General features: G+C 34.7%; 16 protein-coding genes. 1 reads left to right on the plus strand and 15 read right to left on the minus strand.

All coding sequences use genetic code 11. The features are described from left to right. Window positions 1-22: 22 nt before the first annotated feature. From sfsA to STERM_RS11465, 8 genes are all read right to left on the minus strand, one after another. Entirely contained in the window at window positions 23-727 is a 705-nt protein-coding gene (gene sfsA / locus STERM_RS11430; RefSeq protein WP_012861773.1) for a DNA/RNA nuclease SfsA, read from the minus strand. Between the two features lie 114 nt (window positions 728-841). After that, window positions 842-1,540 (minus strand): ribonuclease PH, encoded by a 699-nt coding sequence (gene rph / locus STERM_RS11435; protein WP_012861774.1) that lies wholly within the window; start codon window positions 1,538-1,540, stop codon window positions 842-844. 16 nt (window positions 1,541-1,556) lie between these two features. Further along, complete coding sequence (gene glyA / locus STERM_RS11440) at window positions 1,557-2,798, minus strand: serine hydroxymethyltransferase (protein WP_012861775.1); 1,242 nt, start codon at window positions 2,796-2,798, stop codon at window positions 1,557-1,559. Window positions 2,799-3,046: 248 nt separating this feature from the next. Continuing rightward, complete coding sequence (locus STERM_RS11445) at window positions 3,047-3,361, minus strand: 7(1) septoil knot domain-containing protein (RefSeq protein ID WP_012861776.1); 315 nt, start codon at window positions 3,359-3,361, stop codon at window positions 3,047-3,049. A gap of 311 nt (window positions 3,362-3,672) precedes the next feature. Continuing rightward, entirely contained in the window at window positions 3,673-4,899 is a 1,227-nt protein-coding gene (locus STERM_RS11450; protein ID WP_012861777.1) for a competence/damage-inducible protein A, read from the minus strand. A 132-nt stretch (window positions 4,900-5,031) separates the two neighbouring features. Further along, window positions 5,032-5,805, minus strand: a complete 774-nt coding sequence (locus tag STERM_RS11455) for an SDR family NAD(P)-dependent oxidoreductase (protein ID WP_012861778.1) — start codon at window positions 5,803-5,805, stop codon at window positions 5,032-5,034. Between the two features lies 1 nt (window position 5,806). Further along, window positions 5,807-6,232 (minus strand): MerR family transcriptional regulator, encoded by a 426-nt coding sequence (locus tag STERM_RS11460; RefSeq protein WP_012861779.1) that lies wholly within the window; start codon window positions 6,230-6,232, stop codon window positions 5,807-5,809. Window positions 6,233-6,668: 436 nt separating this feature from the next. Continuing rightward, entirely contained in the window at window positions 6,669-13,976 is a 7,308-nt protein-coding gene (locus STERM_RS11465; protein WP_012861780.1) for an autotransporter domain-containing protein, read from the minus strand. Between the two features lie 967 nt (window positions 13,977-14,943). On the opposite strand from STERM_RS11465, the gene STERM_RS11470 reads away from it, so the two are divergent. After that, the gene (locus STERM_RS11470; RefSeq protein ID WP_012861781.1) at window positions 14,944-15,639 is read left to right on the plus strand and encodes a type 1 glutamine amidotransferase; all 696 of its coding nucleotides are present in this window, start codon (window positions 14,944-14,946) and stop codon (window positions 15,637-15,639) included. 125 nt (window positions 15,640-15,764) lie between these two features. On the opposite strand, the gene STERM_RS11475 is transcribed toward STERM_RS11470, so the two are convergent. From STERM_RS11475 to gltB, 7 genes are all read right to left on the minus strand, one after another. Further along, window positions 15,765-16,631 carry a DUF6920 family protein gene (locus STERM_RS11475; protein WP_012861782.1) on the minus strand — a complete coding sequence of 289 codons (867 nt, stop codon included), beginning with the start codon at window positions 16,629-16,631 and terminating at the stop codon, window positions 15,765-15,767. 19 nt (window positions 16,632-16,650) lie between these two features. After that, window positions 16,651-17,337 carry a hypothetical protein gene (locus STERM_RS11480; protein WP_012861783.1) on the minus strand — a complete coding sequence of 229 codons (687 nt, stop codon included), beginning with the start codon at window positions 17,335-17,337 and terminating at the stop codon, window positions 16,651-16,653. Window positions 17,338-17,420: 83 nt separating this feature from the next. Then, the gene (locus tag STERM_RS11485) at window positions 17,421-18,131 is read right to left on the minus strand and encodes an ABC transporter ATP-binding protein (protein ID WP_012861784.1); all 711 of its coding nucleotides are present in this window, start codon (window positions 18,129-18,131) and stop codon (window positions 17,421-17,423) included. Between the two features lies 1 nt (window position 18,132). Beyond that, on the minus strand, window positions 18,133-18,492 hold the full coding sequence (locus tag STERM_RS11490) for a GntR family transcriptional regulator (RefSeq protein ID WP_012861785.1): 360 nt from the start codon (window positions 18,490-18,492) through the stop codon (window positions 18,133-18,135). Window positions 18,493-19,177: 685 nt separating this feature from the next. After that, complete coding sequence (locus STERM_RS11495; RefSeq protein WP_012861786.1) at window positions 19,178-19,534, minus strand: hypothetical protein; 357 nt, start codon at window positions 19,532-19,534, stop codon at window positions 19,178-19,180. A gap of 656 nt (window positions 19,535-20,190) precedes the next feature. After that, entirely contained in the window at window positions 20,191-21,639 is a 1,449-nt protein-coding gene (locus tag STERM_RS11500) for a glutamate synthase subunit beta (protein ID WP_012861787.1), read from the minus strand. Further along, window positions 21,639-26,090, minus strand: coding sequence for a glutamate synthase large subunit (gene gltB / locus STERM_RS11505; RefSeq protein WP_012861788.1), 4,452 nt, complete (start codon window positions 26,088-26,090; stop codon window positions 21,639-21,641). The genes STERM_RS11500 and gltB overlap by 1 nt, the downstream gene beginning before the upstream one ends. Between the last annotated feature and the right edge of the window lie 94 nt (window positions 26,091-26,184).

Consider the following 26,184-nt stretch of genomic DNA (forward strand, 5'->3'; position numbering starts at 1 on the left):
CTTTTATCGTATGATTATTTTTTTATAAATTTTTGGAGCAGAGCGGTATAATCCCCCTGTAAAAAATCTTTCCGTCTGTAAATTCCAGCTGTATCGGATAAACTCCTACACCTTTTTGGCTTATTTCAATAAGCTTTTCGCTGAATTCCGGATCTGTTTCGAAATTCGGCATAAAATATTCCGACTTTCTGAAAATGAGTATCAGTATGGCAGCTTTATTTTCTCTGCTTAATTCCTCAAGCTCCCTCAGATGCTTTAATCCTCTTTTGGTAGGTGCATCTGGAAACATTGCTGCTTTTCCTATTGTAAGCGTGCAACCTTTTACTTCCAGCCAGATTTTCTCTTCTCCCTTTTCCATATAAAAATCCAGTCTGCTGTCTTTGTATTTAGCTTCCGGCTTGATATAATCATAGACTCCGAACTCTGATACAGCAAAATTTTTCAGATAAGCTTCTGCTATATATCTGTGATATGCAGAATTCAGCAATACTGTTTCTCCATTATTTTCTACTGCTATAAGATCCCATCTGGTTTTTCTTGCAGGATTTACAGCCCTTTTTATATACACCTCTGCTCCCGGGATAAGAAGCTCCTTAAGCCTCCCAGGATCATGAACATGTACTAATTCTATATTTCCGTCAATCTCCACTTCTGCAAGATATCTGTTTGGTCTGCTTATAAATTTTCCCGTTTTATCATGTTTTATTTCCAGTAAAATTTCTTTCATTTTCTTCTTCCTTTGATTAACAAATTTTTGTCTAAAAAAATTTCCCTTTTTTAAGCACATCTATACCTAAAAAAGGGAGTCTTTTCCCGAATCACTGTGGTATTACTAACGGATTCAGCCTATTTCAAATAATTTTTCGAATCCTTTTTTGGCCGCTTCTATAAATTTAATAAGTTCATCGTAGCTGAAAGTAGCCTCTTCACCTGTTCCCTGAATTTCTATAAATTCATTTTTACTGTTCATTACTATATTCATATCTACTTCTGCCAAAGAATCTTCTGAATATTCAAGATCAAGAAGTATTTCACCCTTAACTTTCCCTACACTTATTGCCGCCACCTTAGCTATAACAGGATTTTGGGAAAGCAGACCGCTGTTTATAAGCTGTTCTACAGCTGTTTCAAGAGCAAGATAACCGCCTGTTATAGAAGCTGTTCTTGTCCCTCCGTCAGCCTGGATAACATCACAGTCTACTATGATAGTTCTCTCTCCGAGCTTTTTCAGATCGACTGCTGATCTCAGAGATCTCCCTATCAGTCTCTGTATTTCCATTGTTCTTCCTGTAGGCTTTCCTTTGTTTACTTCTCTTTGTGTTCTTACATTTGTCGCTCGCGGAATCATACTGTATTCAGCAGTTACCCATCCGCTTCCGCTTCCTTTCAAAAATGGCGGAACCTTTTCTTCCACAGTTGCATTACATATTACTTTTGTATTGCCGAACTCTATTAATACAGATCCTTCCGGATGCATTATAAAATTTTTTGTTATTTTTATTTCTCTTAGTTCGTCATTTTTTCTGTTGTTATTTCTCAAAATACTTCTCCTTAAATTAGTCTTTATATAACGGAAATTTTCCGGTAAGCTCCGTTACATCATTTTTTACTTCTTTTATTATATTTTCATCATTTATATTATTAAGCACTCTTAATATCAGATTCCCTATTATCTCCATTTCAGGTTCTTTCATGCCTCTTGTGGTAACAGCCGGAGTCCCCAGTCTTATTCCGCTTGTTACAAACGGCTTTTCAGGATCATTTGGTATTGCATTTTTATTACATGTTATACCGGCTTTCTCCAGTATTTCCTCTGCCAGCTTTCCTGTTACTTTTTTACTCTGAAGGTCTACCAGCATCAGATGATTGTCAGTTCCTCCGCTTACTATTCTAAGACCGCCGTCTTCAAGCGTTTTTGCCAGTTTTTTAGCATTTTTTACTACCTGTGCCTGATATTCGGCAAAAGACGGATCAAGTGCTTCCTTGAATGCCACTGCTTTTGCGGCGATTACATGCATCAAAGGGCCGCCCTGAATTCCCGGAAATATATTTTTATCTATTTTGGAAGCTATTTTTTCATCATTTGTCATTATTATCCCGCCGCGCGGTCCACGCAGTGTTTTATGTGTAGTGGAAGTTACGATGTGTGCATCTTCCATTGGGCTTGGATGCTGCCCTCCGGCTATAAGTCCAGCTATATGGGCTATATCTACCATTAAATATGCACCGATTTCGTCTGCTATCTCCCTGAATTTTTTAAAATCTATTATTCTTGAATATGCACTTGCACCTGCTACTATCATTTTTGGCTTATGCTCATGTGCAAGAGTTCTTACCTGCTCGTAATCTATAAGCTCTGTGTCTGATTCCAGACCATAGTTTACTGATTTATAATTTTTCCCCGAAAAGTTCACCTTATATCCGTGGGTCAGATGTCCGCCTGCATCCAGTCCCATACCAAGTATAGTATCTCCCGGATTCAGCAGTGCCACATACACTCCCATATTTGCTTGTGATCCTGAATGCGCCTGTACATTCACATATTTTGCATTAAACAGTTTCTTTAATCTTTCTATAGCCAGATCTTCTACTACATCGACATTTGAACATCCTCCGTAGTATCTTCTGTGCGGATAACCCTCCGCATACTTATTCGTCATAACAGAACCGGCAGCTTCCATCACAGCCTTTGAAACAAAATTTTCCGATGCAATAAGCTCTATTCCTTCTTCCTGTCTTTTCTCTTCTTCCATTATTGCATTATAAACTTCCAAATCCTCTTCTTTTATAAATGACATTTAGTCCTCCTAGTGTTTGTCTGATTTATACTTAAATACTACCTCTTGATGCTGATACTTTACACCTTTTTCTTTATGTAAACATAAGAACAAGGCATGATGCCTTATCGTTTTTTTGAATATAAAACGGATAAAATTCCCGTTTATTCAGAAATTAAGACTATTATATCATTTTTCCCTTTATTTTTAAACTTGATTTTCTATATAAAAGCTTTAATTATATATATAATTGCTGCAAAGCTTCTTTTTTATTTTACCCCGGGAAAGCTGTCTGTCATTCTTATGGTAAAATCAGGGAAACTATCTACATATTTAATTGTAAAATCTGGAAAGCTTTCCACGAACTGCCATTCTCCGCAGTCATCAGGGAAACTTTTCACTTTTTTTACTTCAATATCCGGAAAACTGCTGACTATTTTTACCTCAAAATCTGCAAAGCTTTTTACCACTTTTACTTTTCCGGCGAGCTTGATTCCATTTATACTGCAGCTCTTTTTATCAATGGGATTAGCGGCTGACAATACAGCGGCTGACAGCAAAAATACAGTCAATACTTTTTTCATAATTATCACTCCTGTTTTATTTTTTAGTTTATATTATAAATATACCATAATTTCAAAAATAAAAAAGGTTCTTTATTTGTCTGTGTTTTCACAGGAATAGAGAACCTTTTGTTTGTATTTCAAACTTATTTAATATTACAATTGCAATAAATCATTTTTTTACGCCTAGTACCATGAAAAATAATAGAAACAGGACTAAAAATATCAAAAAAAACATTTTTACCTCCTTTAATCTAATTAAGATTGCCAGATACTTATAATAATATGTCTTACTAATTATATAATATATTTTTCGTTTCAATTTGTCAAGTTTATTTTATGAGCTTCCAAAGCTCAAGAAGCGCAGCTCTGACAGCCCTTTCCCTTATTGCATTTCTCATTCCTGAATAATCGTATTTTCTTATACTTTTTTCTCCTTTTATGCTCAATCCTATAAAGACTGTTCCCACTTCATTTCCTTTTTCATCTTTATCAGGCCCTGCCACTCCTGTTGACACTATGTAAATATCTGCCGGGATTTTTCTTTCCGTTCCCAAAAGCATCTCCATGCATATTTCACTGCTTACGGCACCGTATTTATCAATTTTCTCTTTATCTATCCCGAGAAGATTTTCTTTTTCTTCATTTGAATATGTAATAAAACCGCCCTTATATACTTTTGACGCTCCGGAAACCCCTACTATATAATCAGCTATCTTTCCGCCGGTAACAGATTCTGCCGTGGCAAGCGTAAGACCTTTTTCACGCAGTGTCCTTACTACCACATCGTTAAAACTTTCGTCACCAGTTGTATAAATATTATCAGGATAAATTTCCCGTATTTCTTTTTCTATTCTGTCTATTTCCCTGATGAGCTCTTCTTCATTTTCACCCTTTGCCCCTATTCTCACATGTACTTCTCCGGTTTTGGCATATGGTGCTACAGTGGGATTAGACATTACGAAATATTCAGCCAGATCCTCATCTACCTTACCCTCGGGAACACCCATTATTTTCAGTGTTCTGAATCTTATCAGGTCGTTTGAATACTTCAGCAGCTCCGGCATTACTTCCTTATCGAGCATTACTGTCATCTCTCGCGGAGGTCCCGGCATAACTATTGTTATTTTATTGTCTTTCTCATATAAAAATCCGGGTGCTATTCCGACTTCATTCTCAAGAAGTCTTGAATTTTCTAATATTGATACTTCTTTTATCCCGCCTGCCGGAACTTCCGCATTCATCTGCTTATATCTCTTAGCCAGTATATCATAGTATTTATCGACTTTTACCAGTTTTTCATTATGATATTCCGCTACCACCTCTTTAGTTATATCATCTATTGTAGGTCCGAGACCGCCTGTAAGTATTACCAGATCGGCTCTTTTATATGCAGCTTCCAGTACTTCCTTCAGCCTCTTATGATTATCTCCTACCACTGTCTGATAATAAAGATTTATTCCGATAGCTGCCAGTTTTTCAGAAATATATTTTACATTTGTATTTAATATATCCCCTACCAGCAATTCAGTTCCTACACATATTATTTCACTATTCATCCATCTCTCCTTATTGCTCTCTTTTTTTATATTATAGTTTATTTTAAGAAGAAAATGAATTTTTTTATTGAATTTTAATAAGTAAAATAATATCCAAAATAACCGTAAACCATCATACTATGTCTAATATTACTATATATTAAGTGATTTTTTTAATATTTTTCCTGATATCTCTGCTGTTTTCTTTCTTGTTAGAAATCTTGACAGCAAAGTTACCCCATAATTTTTCACACCGTCCACTACATACAGCTTGTTTTTCCCTGCTGCTTTTACTGCCGTTTTGACTACTTCCTCAGCTTTCCTGTGCATGCCCATTCCCACAGGACCGGCTGTATCAAAAAAACTTGTTTCAGTAGCACCGGGACATACTGCCGTGACTTTTATCCCATAGTTTTTATATTCCTGATGAAGAGCTTCCGAAAACGATAATACAAAAGCCTTTGTCGCTCCATATACTGCCATATAAGGTACAGGCTGAAAAGCCGCTGTAGATGCTATATTTATTATATTTCCGCTGTTCTTTTCTGCCATATCTTTTATAATAAAATATGTAAGATCTGCCAATGAAAGGCAGTTTAATATAATCTGATCATGCTGGCCGGCAAACTCCTTTTTATGAAATTCTCCGCTTGTGCCGAATCCGGCATTATTAACTAATATATCCACATGCAGGTCATTTTGTTTTAATTCCCTATATAATTCCGCAGCCGAATTTTCTTTTGCCAGATCTTTTATCAGCACTTTTACGTCTACTGAAAACTTTTTTTCTATTTCTTTCTTTATTTTATCAAGTTTATCCTTTGATCTTGCAGTAAGTATGAGATTTTTTCCCTGACCGGCATACTCAAAAGCAAATGTTTTTCCTATTCCTGATGAAGCTCCTGTGATCAATACTGTTTCGCGCATATTATTCTCCTTCTTTCTTAATATATGTATTATAAATTTTTTCTATTAATTTATCTGCTTCTTTTTCCTCACCGTCTTTTGGCTTTTCAAATAACAGAATCAGCTTGAATAAATTAATCAGATTTGTATATTCCTCCTTTTTTCTTTCCAGCTCACTGATTTGCTCTTCAAACATTTCACCTGCCAGAGTTCTGCTCTCACTGCTTGAGTCGCATGTTTCATACAAAGTAACCAGTTCTCTTATCTTAGCTATGCTAAAATTAAAACTTTTCAATATCAGAATACATTTTATCTTCATTATGTCTTCTTTAGCAAAAATCCTGTAGTTATTTTTATCTCTTTTCGGATTTATCAGCTTTTCATTTTCATAATAGTGCAGACTTGAAACCGGAATTTTTAATATTTTACTTACTTCTTTTACTGTCATTTTATTTACCTGCCTCTAAAGTTTTTTCTATCTTAACACTCAACCTTACTTTAGTGTCAAGAAAAACTTTAAAATTATTTTTTGTTTCATTACTATTATTTCAAACTAACTCATATTTTCAGGTAAATTATAACTAATCAAATTTAATAATTAAACAATGCTCTTTACTGTACTGCCAAAATTCTACCTGTTTCTATCCAATTGCTGCTGTCTTTGATATTCTGCAGTAATCTGTTACTGTATTTTCAGTTTTACATATTCTTTTTAAAACAAAAAAGACCAGTATCAACTGATCTTTTAAGTATCTTTTATTTAAATAATTGAGGAATTTATTTTAAATAAAAAGTTTTATATATATTTTATCTGCCTGAAAAATTTTTCACTTCAAATATGAACATACCATTTATTTTTATTTGAATTCCGCTTTTTTAAAACCCTAAAATACTGCCTTAAGTGTTACTCCCACTCTGTAATCATCCTGTTTGTCATTTCCGGCTCTGTAGTCTCCTGTTACAAAAATTCCATATCTGTCTTCTACTTCCACACCTAATGAAGCTCCTGTTCTTATCTGGCCTTTATCCTTCTCCGGCTTTGCCAGCTTATGATAATCTGTCTCTACATTTACAAGCTTTGCATATTCTCTCTCATTCAGGTCACCAAGCTCATATTCATAAGCCACATCTACTGCTCCTTTTAGTTTCCAGCTTTCACTGCTTCCTAGCGGCATTTCTCCTTTTAGCTCTACCCCGACTCTTGGTTTTACACTCCATGCATCATTTCCTTCTACTTCCAGTGCTTCCAAACCATTCTCGCTGAATGTCGGTCTTGTTGTGTACATAGCTTTTAATCCTCCGTAAGGTGTTACACTTGCTCTTTTTCCCAGTGATATTTCCTTTCCTAATTTATTATCACTTGTTATACTGTAAGTTTCATAATTCCCGCTCATATTTGAACTTCCTGCATTTGTCCAATCCAGATTTCTGTCCACATTATGCAGATTCATTCTTCCTGTCAGGTCATTTCTTAATATCCAGTCATTCGACTTATATTTGCTGTGTAATCCTAACTGAACAGTATCTACATCTTCCTCACTGTTATTACCGTCTTTGAATTCAAAGTTCGTATGTGAATATCCAGCTGAATAACCGAATGTATGCTTGTAAGTTCTCTCTACTTCCCTTAGTGCCAAGGCTCCTACAGTTTCATAATCATATCCGACTACTCCTTCTGTATCTTCTTTTACGCTTCCTTTTCCTGCCAGTACATTTATTTTTACATTTTCTTTTGTATTATTCTTTGAATTTTGCAGAAGATTCAGAGAACTCTCAAATACATCTGCTATTGTTTCTTCTCTCTGGTTCATATTTGCATATATGTCACCTGCAAGGTTTGACATCGTTCTTCTGAAATCATATTCTGTTTCTATTGTATCTATCTTATCAAATATCAGTCCGGCATTTCCTGCTGAGCCTGCATATTTTGTATCCAGAGCCAGCCCGAAGTCTTCAAACCATAAACCGCTTGTAAACTCGTCATACGGTATCTTCTGCATCCAGATATCTACATTTCCTCTGCTGTTTATTACCGGTGTTGCTGACCATGTCAGTGATTTACTCTTTACCTTTACAAGTCCTGAATTTGGTCCTCCCTCTTCTGTTGTGGGATTAAATACATCTTTTAGTTTATATGTTTCCGCATGAGTACCTGCTGCAAATCCTGACATTATATTTATAGGATCTGTTGTACTAAAGCTTGGCGCATAAAATTTTACTGCATCTGATACAAAGGCTGCTCCCATATCCTCCATTATTTCTGCTGTTCTCATTGAATCGGGATCTGCTTTTATTGATATATCCAGACCGTTTGTTTCAAAATTCTCGCTTACATTTATTACACCTGCATTTATTATACTTGGCACCGGATAACTGCTTGCTGTTCCGTAAGATACCGTTTCCGAATTTACCAGTCCTGATGCTAAGTTTATTGTTCCGGAGTTTACTAATTTACCTTCTCCTTTTAGAAGTACTCCCTGACTGTTATTTCCGTTTATATTTATCGTACCCTGATTATCAAGTGTTGAAGCAAGATTTAAGTATACACCCTGTGAGGAATCCCCGTTTACCGTTACTATTCCGTAGTTTGTTACTGTTGCTCCTTTATTTGCATAAATTCCCATTGAGCTGTTTCCGCTTAATGTTACATTTCCATAATTATCAAGTGTACCGTTCTCTATGAAAAGCCCTATTGCTCCCTCTGCATCTGATATTATATTACCGTGATTTTCTACATTACTTTCCGAACCAAAAATTCCTACTCCGTAATATCCTACTTTTATATCTCCGCTGTTATATATCTGTGAATTCTTTCCGTATATCCCTACGGCATATCTGTTATTTTCAGTATTCATCGTATCCAGTATTACAGAATCTCCTACTGTTATATTTCCTGTATTGTATATACTTCCATCTTTATTGTAAATTGCTATATTAGATACTCCTGTATCACCTGTTATATTTCCGCTGTTTGCTATAGCTCCGCCGTTTACCGTATAAAATCCGAATGAATCTGAGCCTGTTAATATTACATCTCCGCTGCTGCTTATAGTTCCGGCACCGTCTCCATATACAAATGTTCCGTTATCCGCTACAGCTGCCTGTGAATTATTTGTCAGATTTGATCCCGATTTCAAAGCATAACCATAGCTTCCGTTTCCTACTGCTGCAGTTCCTGAATTTACAACATTACTTCCATTTATTGCGTATACTCCTACTGCACCATTATCTCCTGTTATCAGGTTAGAACCTGTATTCAGATTTACTGCTGCCGAATCTGCATATACTCCTATTCCTCCTGTTGTTATCACAGAATCTTGATTTACTGTTCCTCCTAAGCTGTATACACCTATGCTGTTTATTCCAACTGCTATTGTCCCTGTATTAGTTATAACATCTCCGGCTGTTTTACTGTATATTCCTATTCCGGGATTTGACGAATTTAATGAATCACCTATTCTTATTGTTCCAATATTATTTATTGATTTTATTCCCGTACCTTCTGCATGTATTCCTCTTGCCTTATCACCGCTTAAGTCTATCAGTCCGGCATTTGTCACAGTTCCTGCATTGGAAGTATTCAGATACATTCCTACTGTTTCCGGAGAACTTCCGTTTATCACTCCGCTCATCGTGTTAGTTACTTTATCTGTTTCTTTTCCGTATATTCCCACAGAATTTGCTCCTGCTGTTACTGCTCCTGAATTGGTCAATGATGATCCCGTTCCGTTTGTTTTCATTCCCAGTGAGCTGTTTCCTACAGTTATATTTCCTGAATTCAGCAGTCTTGTTCCATTTTTCCCGTATAATCCTGCTGAGTTATCTCCAAGTGTTATATTTCCTCTGTTTTCTCCATCTGTATCCGGTATAAATCCTGCCGGCAGTGTTCCTATATACTGACCGTCCAGTGAGACAGCCACCACATTATTGCCTGTTGCTGATACATTAGAATTACTATCCAGCAATACTGCCGAATTATTTCCCATTATCAAACTTCCATTTTCAGATAATGATGATGTACCGTCATATATAAATGTAGTATTCGATATTTTACCTACTGTATATGTAGACCCTGCTGTGGAACTTACTGTAAAATTATTATTAAATATCCCGTTTGAAGTTACATTAAATAATGCTATATTCTGCCCGTCTATATTTATATTCCCGTTTCCATTAAAAGTTGTTGTTCCGTCAAGGTAAAATCCCAGTGAATTATTTCCTTTTATATTTAATGTCATACCGCTCAGGTTCACATTACTGTCCTTTGCATACATTCCAAGCGAGTCTGAACCTACTGTAAGTGTTCCTCCTCCTGTTACTGTTGTATTTACTGCATATACTCCTGTTCCGCCTTTTGAACTTGATATATCTATTGTACCGTTCCCAAGATTTATTTTGGAATCTGCTGTAGGAACGGCATTATTGGCTGCATATATTCCATATACTTTCCCAGTTCCTTCAGATACTATTTTACCATTATTAGTTATATCTATTTTATTATTTCCATATCCTAATACTGATGAATCTGTTACTCCGTCAAGATAATTGACCCCGTATATTCCTGCACTGCTGGTTCCTCCAGTTATTATATCCCCGTTATTTTCGGTTACCGTTCCGTTTGCTGAATACACTCCTACCGACTTATCTCCTGTTGTTCTTACCTTATTATTATTTATTATATGTCCGTAATCTGTAGCTAAGCCTATTGCACCGGAACCGCTTAAATCTACTGTTCCTATGTTTGTTATTTTTACTGTATCTACTCCTGATGAGCCGGCATAATTTCTCTGAGCTATACCTGTCTGATTATTCTGTGTTCCTGTTATTATTTTTCCGCTCTCAAGGCTTACAGAAGCTGATGAAAATTCTGATCTTTTATATAGCTCACTGCTGTTATCCATATTTATATTTCTGTCTAATACCAGTGTTCCTTTATTCATAGATACCGGTATATAATCCGAGGCACTTGCTGCATTTATTGTTACATTATTCCCTATTGCCCCTCCTGCATTTGTTACACTGTCAAGAGCGGTCAGATTAAATGTTCCGCCTTCACCGTCAAGAATATACAGCTTTGATCCGGATTTTAACATTAAGTCAAGATTTCCCGTTCCGATAAATGAATTATTCAGATAATTTGTCAGTGTAGTACCTGATTTTATGTAAAAGGCATTTCCGCCGTTTTCTACTGTTGCGCCCACTGTTCCTGTAACATTATATTTCCCTGTCAGTGCAGAGCCGTCATAGTTATAGAATAAAAGTCCTTTGTTTCCTGCTGTAAGATTCACTCCCTGATTAAGATTCATTACAGATCCTGTTCCTGCATACAGCCCTATTCCTCCGTTTTCAGATTTTATTGTTCCGCTGTTAAGAGCAGCCCCTGCATTTCCTGCTTCACTGTATACACCTACAGAAGCCAGACCGTCAACATTTATCGTCCCGCCATTCATAGTAAATGTGCTGTCATTATATACACCAAGGTTTCCGGCTGATACATTTATTGTTCCTGTATCGCTTAATTCACCTGTTCCGCCTGTTTTTACCGCAATTCCTGTATTATTGGTTCCATTTACTTTTATATTTCCGTTTTTATGATAAAAATATCCGTAATCTTCTATCTGGACTCCGACCTGTTTATTTCCGTCTATATTCATTATCAGACCGTCAGTTGTTACTCTTGCACCTAAGAATCCTAATAAATCAACTGTTTCTGTATAGCCCGGATTCCATACCGGATCCGGCTCATATGTTACTGTTGATGAATTAGAGCCGCGTAAATATATCCCGGCATTTCCTTCACTCCCAGCCAATAGATTTATTTCATGATTTGTTGTAGTATCCGAGGAACTTCCTAAAATAACGTCTCCGTAATCTTCTACTCTTAGGCCTACCCCTCCTCTTGAATATTCGCCTACATTAAGAAGATAGTCTGATAATGTAAACTGTGGATTCTCTGCCATATATCCGCTTATATTCACATTATTTGCAGGATTATTCTGATCATATACATATTTTGAATAATACATTACATTGTTTCCCATATTTACATATATGCCCGCAGCACTATCTGTGTATGCCGAACTCCCTCCGGCAATATTACCGCTGTTTTCAAGACCATTCACTCCTGCCGAGCTTGCTGCTGTCTGTCTTGGATCTTCTGTTCCTATATCCACCTTTATCTTGGAATTGGCAAAGTTAAGCTCTCTCTCTATATCTACTCCTATACTTTGATCTCCAAGTAATGTTATAGGATTATAAAGTCTGATTTCTGTTCTTTGAAGACCATTGTATATTGATTTTGATTCATTCCATGTTCCATTTGAATAATAATATGCATACTCATTTTTACTCATCATCGGGGCATTATGTGTGTATACACCTATATTATTATTTCCGTACAGCTTCATATCACCATTGTTCATTAATATATGTTTTCCCGGATTATCACTTATATTATTATTTCCATAACTATCATTTGATTCATTGTAACTATATGAATATGCGTTATTTGTCATAAGAAATAAAACGCTTTCAGGTGCTCTCATTTCTATTAATCCTGTATTATCAAAACCTTCCTGCTTTCTCTGGCTTCCGCCTTCAGTAAACATAAAAGCAACGTGCTTCCCTACAAGGTTATTAGTACTGCTTGCCTCGTTAAGTCCTATTATTTCTCCCCTGTTCATAAATATACTGTTGGCATCCTGATATCCGCTGTGTGCCTGGAGATTTACCGCTACGACATTTGAGCCTTTCAGATTCCATGAACTGTTATTTTCCACATACTGAAACCATCTATTATCTGTAGTATGCCCCAGTGTAGTATCCAGAAATTTATTCCCTAATTCTGTTTTTTCAGCAGCTGTAATCCAGTTTCTTTCCTCCAGCTCATCAAGTGCATAATTTTTCCATTCTCCTGTAACAGGATCCTGCATACCGCTGTAATGTTCATCATAGTGAAGGATCTGTACCAAATAATCTGCATTTACTACATCCCCTTCAAGTGTTACTTTCAAATCATTAACATTCCCGCCTGCAGTCCCAAATCTTGTTATTGGATTATCTATTACTTTAAATAATCCCTGCACCTGACCACCCTGCGGATTATTATTAATAGAGTTTGTATATATTCCTGTTGGTAGCAGTGCCTCTTCATAGGTCCATGTTCCTAATACAGGGTCATAAGTCCCTCTTTGATTATATTCAAGACCGGCAGATGGTGTTCCTATTACATTATCCAATGTATAGTCATAAAATCCCGGATTTGTAGTTGACCAGGTCAACACTGGGTTAATATTCGTTCTCACATTTATAGTTCCGCTCGTAATATCCATCTGTGATATTATTGAGTTTGATCCATTATCATCTCCATAAGGGAAGAAACCTGTTATTCCTCCGTTTCCTCCTCCTGTACCATTCAGACTTAATACTGGTATCGAATTAAAGTTTATTGTTGTTATATTTGGTATTGTCGGATTAAATGATGTTATATTCAGATTCGGTATATCCAGTGCATCCGGCATTGTGAATTCAAGAGTTCCGCTCTCTAAATCCGATACTGCTACATCAGTTATCAGAAGATCAGTTATCCCTCTGTCCACACCTTTCATATTAATGCTAATTCCTAAATCCACTACTTTAACATCATTATCATTTCTATATGGCTTAAATTTTCCTAATGTACTGTAAGTCATTCCCTGAAATAATTTGTCAACTAATTCTTTTTGGTTTGTCGACAATTTTTCATAATCTGCTTTGTTTCCTTTTAGTATACTTTGCAGCATATCGTTACTTACTCCGCTTTGCAGTATACTGTTATATATTTCTCCACTTATTGTATTTAAACTTCCCGCTGTTTCCGGAAATGCATAGTACTTTGCATTATCCAGCGTATTATCTCCTCTTTCTTTTTCACTGTAAAAACCGCTGAAAAATACCTGCCATTCGAGATATTCCGGCTTTACTACATAGTCTCCCTGTAAATACAAATCTTTTAATTCTTTATTCTTTTTATTAAGTATATTTTCAAGCAGTTCATAATTTGATTTATTTGACTTTCCTGTTTCGGCATTTTTTATCATTTTATTATATAGCTGATCGTACTTTACCTGATTTACTCCGGATTGAGCACTGCCCGCTGCGACTGCAAGCGAGTTTAATGCTAAAACAGTTAATAATTTTTTATTTCTTTTCATTTCGTCTCCTTCATTTACATTACTAAGCAAAAACAAATCCCAGCATTTTATATCAATAATTAAAAAACTGACTCTCCCTTCTTTTGAAGCTTCTGCATATTTTTGATATAATCATTTTGAGATTATTAAATAACTTTTGTTTTAATTTGGCAAGTAAAAAGATTATATACATTTTAAATTTGTAAGTCAACTAATTTTTAAAGTAAACTCTAGTACAAAATTTTCAGACATTTCTTTATTTTTTAAATTTTTTCATTAAATTCTTTTTTATATTTCCCCAATTATACTAATCGTTTATTTTATTAACTGTAAGTAAAAACATTTCATTTCTCCATATTTAATATTAATATTTTTATTATTTTTTTTATATTTTAAAACAATTATTATTTATATAAAAAACATTTTATAAATAATCTTTTTAAAAAAATTGTTATTTTATATTTTAATAGCAAATAATTTTATGCTTATATTTTACATTTTATATCTCTTTTACCATTTTTCATTATATAAATGCTATTTACATAATACTTCACCTGATTCCAATATTTTACGTGCCTTTCCTCCTTCATAAAATTTCTCTTTAGTAAGTAAAAATATATTTCATAATATCAGTGTTCTAGATATTAATCTCCTAAATTTTCTATTCTTTTTTGATTTCATTCCACAGTCTTTATTTTAAGCTCTACGCCTTCTTTCTTTATATTTATATAATAGTACTTTTAATTTTTTTATTGCTTATACAATCATTAGAATTTCATTTTAATTTCGAAAGTAATTTCAAAGAAATAACAAATATAATTAAATATTCTTATTCTTATTCTTATTCTTGAGTTTAAAAATATTCTGCCAAAAATCATTTTCAACTGTTAAAATTCAATATTTATATTTTTATTTACTTTATATTCTATACTTTTTCTGTTATAATTTTATAGAAAATAATTAAACATAATTTATAAAGGAGGAAAAAATGAATATTCATATCCTTCAGCATGTTCCTTTTGAAGATATAGGAGCAATCGACCGCTGGATAAATAAAGGAAATCACAAAAAATTTTATACCAAATTATATGCAGATAATCCTTTTCCGGCTATAGACAGCTTTGACTTTTTGATTATACTCGGCGGTCCCATGGGAACTTATGAAGAAGATAAGTATGTCTGGCTGATTAAAGAGAAAGAGTTTATTCATCAGGCAATAAAAGCCGGCAAAAAAATTCTGGGGATTTGTCTGGGCTCTCAGCTCCTTGCAGATGTTTTAGGTGCCAAAGTATATAAAAATAATAAAAAGGAAATCGGATGGTTTCCCGTGACGCTGACTCCTGACGGCAGAGATCATGCTTTATTTGCCGGCATTGAAAATAGTATAAATGTACTTCACTGGCATGGTGATACTTTTTCTCTTCCAGAAAAAAGCATCCATCTGCTGGAATCAAAGGCATGTACCAATCAGGCCTTTCTTTATGAAACACATGTTTTAGGTCTGCAGTTTCATTTTGAAGCAGCACCTGACAGTGTGACTTCTATGCTGGAAAATGACAGCAAGGATCTTAGTATTTCTTTAGATTCCATACAAACTTCAGAAGAAATTCTGAATAATCTTCATTATTCCGGCAAGTCTAATGAAATTTTATTTACTTTACTGGATAGATTTTTAGCTTTATAATTTTTTAAATAAAAAGAGCTGTACCCAAACAGATTTATAATAATCTAAATATATAAAGGTAAATCCTTTTCTATATTTTATAATTAGATCTCCGTTTTAATACAACTCTTTTTTATGGCAGAAATTTATTTTCTGTATTCTATATTTTCAATATTAAATATGTAATTGCTGTCTAAATTACCATTCTTCTCATACCATGAATATTCAAGATGTGTCGGCACCATAAATCCGTTTATTTCTTTATACTCGGATTTTTCACCTACTTCTCTTAATATTGCCTCATTTCCGTGAAGCATATAATCTTCTGTTTCCATCTTGGTTATTTGATTTTTTTCATTAAATGTTACCAGATATCTTCCTTTCAGATCTCCGTATGTTATTTCCAGATAAGCATGCTTTTCATCTTTCGGAAGCCATTTTATATACTTGCTCGGCAGAAGTGCCCACGGAAAGTCAACTGCTGTTCCGTAATAACGAAGCATAAGATAAGTATATAATGATTTTCTCTGCTCCTCTGAGTAGTCTGTAGACATTACAGTTTTCTGACCAAAAGCCTTTGCTCTCATATTATGCTTGTCCACAGAAAATGCATCTCTGCTTTCAAGTATCGGAAATTTTAGTATTTTATGCATATACAAACCTTCCCACATATATTTCGGCTCTGTAGTTATACTGGTTTGGGCACTTTTTACCGCAAAGTAATTTTTGGATACAGGAAGCTTGAATATTCCTTTTTCTTTCCAGAATACATAGCTTACAGTTACTGATTTCTGACCGTTAAATGTATATTCAAAATACTTTCTTACCGGCTCCGGCAGATCTGTATATCTGTTTAAGTCGAGATTTATTTCCTGCACTTTTTCGTTTGCTGTTAATTCTTTTCTAAGCTTTTTATTTTCAGAACCAGATCTCATAAAACCCGATATATAAAAGCCCAGCAGTATTATTGCTAATGCCAGCAGCATTATAACTGCTCTTTTTAATATTTTCATTTTTACTCCTTATGTATTATTATATTTGATCTATTTTCTTTCTCTGAAGATATACTGTTATTAAAAAAAAGATTATACAGAATGATAAATGCCATATTATTGACCATAATCCCAGTCTGTCGCCGCCGAAATGTCTTCCACTGCGAACAGTATCCGTAGAAAAAATAAGTACATTATGTCTTATCATTCCGTTTATAACAAACCATCCTATTACTGCTCCGGCTGTTATTACCTTTCTCCAGATCCTGCTTATCGAAAAAGATTTTATCCATATCATAAAATATGAAATATAACTTACAGCGAGTGTTGTAAAAAACAGAATTTTTACCGGAAACATGAGCATAGACTCCCATGAAAAGGCAAAATGATTGACTACAGTCATTTTATACACTAAAAAAAATACATATTCTGCAATAACTACTATTAGTACAAGTATATAACTGACTATCAGTTTTGACAGTAAGATCTTTTCCGGTGTACTGTCTGTCATGGACACAAGCGTAAATGTTTCTTTTCCTGTATCATATAAATTGAATTTTATTATAAAAATAACCAATATTATTGATAATATCATTACCCCTATTGCTGGTAAACCATGTGCTCTTCTTGAAATAACAGACATTATATTAAATAATATATAGAATCCTGTAAGCAATATTATAAATCCTTTTGTTTCCCTAAAGTAAAACTGTACTAATCTGTTCATTTTTCTCTCCTTTCGTTACTTTTGATAATTTTATATCTGATAATTCTTTTTTCATTTCTAACTGCTCCTTTTAATATGATTTTTCATGATACTTCAGTTTTCATTATTTCTCTGTAGAATTCTACTATTGATTTATCATTTTTTTCTTTATATTCTTCTACATTAATATCTGCGGTTATTCTGCCTTCCTTCATTAACATTACTCTGTCTAGAAGCATTTCTATCTCATTTATAAAATGAGTTGATAAAATTATTGTTGTTTCCGGATTAAACTCTCTCAAAATAAGGGAGTATATCTCTTCTCTTGCCACAAGATCAATATTGGCAAATGGTTCATCCAGAAGATACAGCTTTACATTTCTTGATAAAGTAAATGCAAGCTTGGCTTTTGCCAGTGTTCCCGACGACATTGACCTGAATTCCGTATTTTCGCTTATATTCAAAATTTTCAGCATATCTGCATTCTTTTTTATATCAAAATCCGGGAAAAGTCCGGAAAAACTTTCTACAGCATTTTTTATTGTCCATTTTGGATTAAAGAGGTTAACTACAGGCATATATGCTAATTCTCTTTTTACTTTGTAATCCTGAACAGAAACACCATTTATACTTACTTCTCCTGAGCTGAGATGTGAAAGTCCGGCTATACAATTCAGCAGACTTGTTTTCCCGCTTCCGTTTTCTCCCAGCAGTCCGACTATCTGTCCTTTTTTTATTTCAAAACTTACATTCTTCAATGCTTTTTCTCTCCCAAAATTTTTTACGGCATTTTTGCAGCTAACCAGTAATTCCACTCTAATCACTTCCTTCTTTCTCTTTTATAAGACTTATAATATCTTCTGTATTAAATCCCATTTTCTTCATTTCCCTGATAAAATCGTTCACTATTTTTTCCGCTGCTTTCTCAGACAGGCTTTCTATTTTTTTGTTATCTCCTGTAACAAAGTTTCCCATTCCTCTTTTGGAATATATATACTCTTCCCTTTCCAGTTCCATATATGCCCTCTGTATTGTATTAGGATTCACGCCCAGCTGTACTGCCATATCTCTTACTGAAGGCAGCTTCTGTTCTGCTTCCCACTCTTTTGTTATGAGCTTTAATTTTATAAATGCTATTATCTGTTGATATATAGGTATATTATCTTCAAATTTCACTGCTCCTCCTCCTTACCAAAGACTTTTTTGATTAAACACCGGTTATTTAAGATTTTTAATTTAATTTCATTCTTTGTTTCTGTGTACTAGTTAAATAATACACTAATATTTTATAAATGTCAACTATTTTTATTTTTTGTGACTATTACAAAAATAAACTGTAATAAAAAAAGAACTATCTCTACTCCTTCTAAGAGATAATTCCTTGGTAGATGAAATATTATTTCATAATATCTGCCTTCTCAAATATTACTCACCTAAAATTTCTTTTTTAATAAAATATAACTTCTACTGCACACACTGTATTTTTTGCAGAAACAGCTAATTTATATTCTGCTTTTATATGTTATATTTTATTCCGCTTGTGATATATAAATTTTTATATATCAGCCTATTAGAAAATAATTTTTTTATTCTTTTTTATTTCATAAAACTCTTCATTGTACAGTTGTTTCTTATAAAAGCCCTTTGCCTTCCTGCTTTATATATATATAATAATACAATCATATTTATTTTTGCTTATACAAATATTAGTTTTATCTTTTAAATATCAAATATATTTCAAAGACTGAAAATATAATTTCAAAAATAGAAAAAGCCTGCCGGCACAGACTTATTAATACTGCTAATACTGTTTATTTACTTTCAGCGAAAAGCTGGTAAGCAGTTATAAAAAAAATTTATATTATTTTCTGGAAAAATACTTTTGTATATCAGGAATAACGAAATAAAACATAGCTATTAATGTCAAAAGCGCAATATTTCCCGGTCTTTTAAAATATAACAAATTCACTGCAAGACATATTACAATTCCGGCTACCAGTATAAGTCTGCCGGCACTTTTTCCGTAAAATGAAAATACTCCTGCCCAAATCACAAGCAAACCAACAAGAAAATTTATAACAATAATATACGGTATCTGCCCTGACTGTGACAGATAATCCCATTTTTTAGAAAGAATGGATATTCCAGAATATACTCTGAGACACCCTACAAAAGTTGTAATTATACTTAATATTTTTAATGTCATAGGTTTTTCCATAATTTATTCCTCCTTTTGATGACTAACACGTTTTACTAAAAAAACAAGCTGCTACACTAGATAATATCAAAAGAAAGAGAATAAAACAAGTATATTTTCTTTTTCATATTATATAAAAAATCCCTGCCGGGGCAGAGATAATTTCTTTGCAATTAATTCCTTTCAAAATATCATCTTTCTTTCTGATATTTATTCCACAAGAATTATATTATTTTCTTAGGTAAAATATGGATTAGTATCATGTCCCGCATGGCGAATACGGCATAATACCCACAGTAAAGTATGCATTTATTGTGGCGATTTCAACAAAAGCACAGGATTTTTATCCATATTTTACTGATTGATTTACCTTCACAGATAACATATTATATATCTGAGAAAATAAACGAATCTTTTTCAAACTTAACTCATCTGCATCTTTACTGCTCCTCTTCCCTTGTCTACATATATATAATAACTCTGCAAGTTTTTTATTTGCTTATACAATAATTAGTTTTTCATTTATATTATCTAATTATTTTCAAAGATAATATATTTACATCCTTTAATAATCTATCTGAATATCAAGTTATGTATAAATCTTTTGGCTGTTTATGAAAAAGAGCCGGATTCAAAATACAAAATGAATCCGGCTCTAATATATTAAATTATAAAATTCAGGAATTTGCTGATAGATATTTGTCCACTGCCTTAGCTGCTTCGCGCCCTTCTCTTATTGCCCAGACTACCAGTGACTGTCCTCTTCTCACATCTCCGGCTGCAAAATACTTATCCGTGCTTGTTTTGTAGTCTGCTTCGTCAGCTTGCACATTCCCGCGCTGATCCAGCTGTATTCCAAGATTTTTTATTAAACCCTCATGTACAGGATGTGTAAATCCAATTGCCAAAAAAATTATATCTGCTTCAATAATAAATTCAGTTCCTTTTATTTCTCTGAAGCCAAGCCTTCCGTTTTCATCTGTAAAACTTTCTGCTTTTGCTGCTTTCAGTCCCTTTATATTTCCGCTGCCGTCATTTAAAAATTCTTTGGTAAGTATATTCCATTCTCTCGGATCATTACCATACTTATCCCCGGCTTCCTTATGTGATGTTGAGATTTTCAATACAACAGGATACTGCGGCCATGGATTAGACTCTCCCCTGCTTACCGGCGGTTTGTCCATTATTTCAATTTGCGTTATTTTTTCTGCCCCCTGTCTTACCGAGGTTCCCACGCAATCTGCACCTGTGTCTCCGCCGCCTATTACCAGTACTTTTTTTCCGCTTGTATCTATTATTTCATTTTCTGTTTTTATTCCCTGATTTTTTCTATTCTGTTGTGTAAGAAAATCCATTGCATAATAAATTCCTCTTAAATCTCTTCCTGGTATTCCGAGGTCTCTGGGATTTTTTGAACCGCACGCCAGAACTACAGCATCAAATTCTTTATTCAGCTCTTCTATATCAATATCTTTACCGGCTTCAGTATTATATCTGAAAACAACACCTTCGTCCTCCAGCTGTTTTACTCTTCTCTGAACAATTGATTTCTCAAGCTTAAAGTCAGGTATTCCGAAAGTCAGAAGACCTCCTGCCCGTTCATCCTTTTCAAAAACAGTTACCTCATGTCCCATACGCACGAGATTCTGTGCTGCTGAGAGTCCTGCCGGTCCGCTCCCGACCACTGCTGCTTTTTTTCCTGTTCCGGATACGGCTTTTTTGGGTTTTATCCACCCATTTTCAAAACCTTTTTCTACTACGGCCAGTTCTATATTTTTTATTGCTACAGGATCATCGTTAATGCCCAGAGTACAGCTCCCTTCGCATGGTGCCGGACATACACTTCCGGTAAATTCGGGAAAGTTATTTGTAGAATGCAGAATTTCCAGTGCTCTTTCCCATTCATTATTATAGACCAAATCCTGCCATTCAGGACATATATTATCCACAGGACATGCCATATGACAAAACGGAATTCCGCAGTCCATACATCTTGCTGCCTGTAATTTTACATATTCATCATTCATATGTATATTAATATCTCTAAAATCTTTTATTCTTTCATCTACAGTTCTTAATTTTTTTTCTTCTCTTTTTATTTCCAAAAATCCGCCGCTTTTTCCCATCAGCTTATCACCTCTTTAAGGAATAATTCATTATATTTTGGCGATACAACTACCTTAAAATCACTTTTCAAATTATCCCAGTCCGATAAAATTTCTTTTGCAATTTCACTCTGAGTATATCTAAAATGATTTTCCACATATTTTTTTATTTCTGCTTCATATACAGGTTCTAAGTTATGTATTTCGACCATTTCCCTGTTCAGTCTCTTTTCAAGCTTATTCTGTTTATCGTATACATAGGCTATTCCACCGCTCATACCTGCTCCGAAGTTTTTCCCCACTCTTCCAAGTATTACTGCTCTTCCGCCTGTCATATATTCGCAGCCATGATCTCCTACTCCTTCTGTCACAGATACCGCACCTGAATTTCTTACACAGTATCTTTCTCCTGCTACTCCGTTAAGATACAGCTCTCCTTTTATTGCTCCATATAATACTGCATTTCCTCCTATTATGTTTTTAGTACTGTCATATGCAGCATCTTTAGGCTTTCTTATTATAATTTTAGCTCCGAAAAGTCCTTTTCCTATGTAATCATTAGACTCTCCTTCAAGGTTAATAGTAATACCGCTCATTCCAAATACTCCAAAGCTTTGCCCGGCATAACCTCTGAGATTTATTTTTATAGTATCTTCCGGAAGTCCGGCTTCACCATATTTTTCGGCTATTATTCCGCTCAGCATTGCCCCGAGACTTCTGTCAGCATTTGTAATAGTATCGTTTATTACTGTTTCCTGCTTGTCTGTGATGGATTTCTCAGCTTCTGATATTAATTTCAGATCTTTTATTTTATCCATTCCGAAATTCTGTTTTTCAGTACAAATATTAGGTGTATGATCCTCAGGATTTCTATATAGTATTTTTGTCAGCTCCACTTTTCTTGACTTCCAGTTTTCATTTTTGTAATCTACCTCAAGAAGATCGGTTCTTCCTATCAAATCCTCTAATTTTGTTACTCCGAGTTCTGCCATGATTTCTCTCATCTCTTCTGATAAAAATCTAAAATATGTAATTATATTTTTATATTTACCTACAAATTTTGCACGTAATTCTTCAGATTGTGTGGCAATTCCTACAGGACACATATTCGTATGACACTTTCTCATCATAATACATCCTAATACCACCAAAGGCATTGTGGCAAATCCGAACTCTTCTGCTCCCAGTAAGGCACCAAATATGATATCTCTTCCGGTTTTCAGTTTTCCGTCTACCTGCAGGACTACTCTGTTTCTTAATTTATGCTCTTTTAGCACCTGATTCGCCTCTGCAAGACCAAGCTCCCACGGCAGACCCGCATGCTTAATAGATGACAGCGGTGATGCTCCTGTTCCACCGTCATGTCCTGAGATCAGTATCATCTCCGAATGAGCCTTTGCCACTCCGGAAGCTACTACCCCTACCCCTGCTTCCGATACTAATTTCACACTTATTCTTGCTTTGGGATTTACATTTTTCAAATCAAATATCAACTGTGCCAAATCCTCTATTGAGTAAATATCATGGTGCGGAGGCGGTGATATCAGACCTATTCCCGGTGTTGTATGTCTTGTCTTTCCTATTTCTTTATCTACCTTATCTCCGGGAAGCTGACCACCCTCTCCGGGTTTTGCTCCCTGTGCCATTTTTATCTGAAGCTCGTCTGCATTTATCAGATATGAGGTAGTTACTCCGAATCTTCCCGAAGCTACCTGCTTTGTCGCACTTCTTCTGTTATCGGTAAATCTTTCCGAAAGCTCTCCGCCTTCTCCGGAATTCGATCTTCCTCCTATCTCATTCAAAGCCATTGCCAAAGCCTCGTGTGCTTCTTTTGAAATAGATCCGTAAGACATAGCACCTGTAACAAATCTCTTCATTATAGCTTCTACAGGCTCTACTTCCTCCAAAGGGACAGGAGTTTGCTTTTTCATCTTAAACATTCCTCTGATAGTCAGAAGTTTTTTGCTCTGGTCATTTATAATATTTGAAAATTCTTTATATGCTTTATAATCATTTCTGCTTGTAGCTTCCTGTATTTTAGCTATTGCCTCGGGAGTAAGAATATGATTTACCCCGTCTTTTCTCCATTGATATTCACCGTCATTATTCAGTACTTCCGAATGTTTTTTTATTGCATTCACAGCTTCTGTATGTCTGAGTCTTGTTTCCTTTTCCAGTGCCTCTATATCCAGACCTTCTATTCTGGAAACTGTTCCTCTGAAATATTTATCCACAAGTTTTTGCGAAAGCCCCAGTGCTTCAAAAATCTGAGCCCCTCTGTAGCTCTGCACAGATGAGATACCCATTTTTGCCATTGTTTTCAATAATGCTTTTTCCAGTGCCTTTATTATATTTTTTATGTATTCCTGCTTATCAGACTGAAGATATAATTTTTTTGCCAGCATATAATCCACAGAATCAAATGCAAGATACGGATTTATCAAAAGTGCCCCGTATCCTACCAGTAAGGCAAAATGCATTATTTCTCTTGCTTCCCCTGTTTCCAGAATAATATCTATACCGCTTCTTTTCTTTTTTTCTATCAGATAATGATGTAAACCGGCTGTTGCCAAAAGAGAAGGTATTGGTATTTTATTTTCCCCGGCCTTTTTGTCTGAAAGAACTATTACTTTTTTTCCGTTTTCTATATCTTCTTCCACGGATCTGAATATTTCATTCAGCTTTTCTTCAAGGCTTTCATCTGATTTATCAAATATAATATCTTTTATTGCTATGCTTTCTTTATATTCATTTTTTATAAAATCTAAAGTTTTATTATCTATAACAGGTGACTCAAAGACCATTGTCCTGCTGTTTTCCGGTGTATTAAAAAGCAGATTCCCTTTTGTTCCCAGTTCGCTTTTCAGTGACATTACCGATTTTTCTCTTATAGAATCTATAGGAGGATTCGTTACCTGTGCGAATAACTGCTTGAAATAATTAAACAGCAGTCTCGGCTTTTCGGAAAATACAGCAAGTGCCGTATCATTCCCCATTGATCCCAACGGTTCATTACTGCTGGATGCCATTTCAGATATTATTATGCCGAGATCCTCACGGGTATAACCAAAAATTCTCAGCTGTTCTTCTATTATGGAAAGCTCTCTTCTTTCTTCTTTATATTTATAATTTTTCAGTTCTTTTTCTGCGTATCTTTTATTCTTAAGCAAATCCGCATAATCAGTGTTATTCAGTATTTTTTCCAGAGTAGCTTCCTTATCAAGAACCTTGCCTTCTTTCATATCCAAAAGAAGAATTTCACCCGGTCTCACTCTTCCGCTTTCCTTTATATTTGAAAACTCTGTAGGAAGAGTTCCTACTTCCGACCCGGCTATTATGTAATTATCCTTGGTTATCAGGTATCTAAGCGGTCTCAGTCCGTTTCTGTCAAGCTTTGCCAGTATATATCTTCCGTCTGTCATGGCAAGTGCCGCCGGACCGTCCCACGGCTCCATAAGACTGGAATAATAATCATAAAAATTTTTAAGTTTTTCCGGCATTTCACTGTCTTTTTCCCATGCTGCAGGGACTAACATTGAAATTGCTTCTATTAATGTCTTTCCGGAAAAAAGTAAAAACTCCAGCGCTGTATCCAGATTAGCTGAATCACTTGCTAAATGATCATTTACAGGAAAAAGTGCTTCTATTTCGGAATATGCTTCCGAGCTCAGGGCAGGCTCTCTTGAAACCATCCAGTTAACATTTCCCTTTACAGTATTTATCTCCCCGTTATGTGCAAGAAAACGAAAAGGATGAGCCAGTTCCCATTTTGGAAAGGTATTGGTACTAAATCTCTGATGTACCAGACAAAACTGACTTTCCATCTTATCAGACTGAAGGTCAATATAAAATTTTTCTATCTGGTCCGGCTTTATTAAGCCCTTATATACAATTATTTTTGATGAAAGCTTTGTAATATAAAATTCTTCAATATTTATATCAAGAGTTTTCACTTTATTTTCTATTTTTTTTCTTATAATATATAATTTTTTTTCAAACTCTTCTTTTGCCGAAGCTGTTCTTTCAATAAAAAGCTGTTCTATCTCCGGAAGGGTTCTTTGTGCTTCTATACCTACCGCATTTCTGTTTACAGGAACTTTTCTCCAGTAAAGAATCTTTTCCCCCTCTTCTTTTACAGTTTTTTCGGCTATTTCCTTTATTATACGTGCATGATCAGGATTTACCGGCAAAAATATATTTCCTGTTCCATAATCCCCCATTTTCGGCAGATTTTCACAAATATCCCTAAAGAACGCATCGGGAATCTCGAAAAGAAGACCTGCTCCGTCTCCGGTTTCGGAATCATATCCGGAAGCTCCTCTATGCTCCAGTCCCATTAGTATTCTTATTCCGTCTTTAATTGTTTTGTTGGTTTTCAGCCCGTCTATATTAGCTATAAACCCCATCCCGCAGTTATCTTTTTCAAATTCTCTCTCAAACAATGATTTTTCCATAAATCTTTTCTTTTCCAAATCATAGCACCTCCAATTCTGTCATTTCTATTTTGACTAAAGCATTTTATTTTTATATAAAATTATAAATACAAAATTCTATTCAAAATCAATT

The sequence above is a fragment of the Sebaldella termitidis ATCC 33386 genome (assembly GCF_000024405.1).
In the GTDB taxonomy this organism is placed as follows: Bacteria; Fusobacteriota; Fusobacteriia; order Fusobacteriales; family Leptotrichiaceae; genus Sebaldella; species Sebaldella termitidis.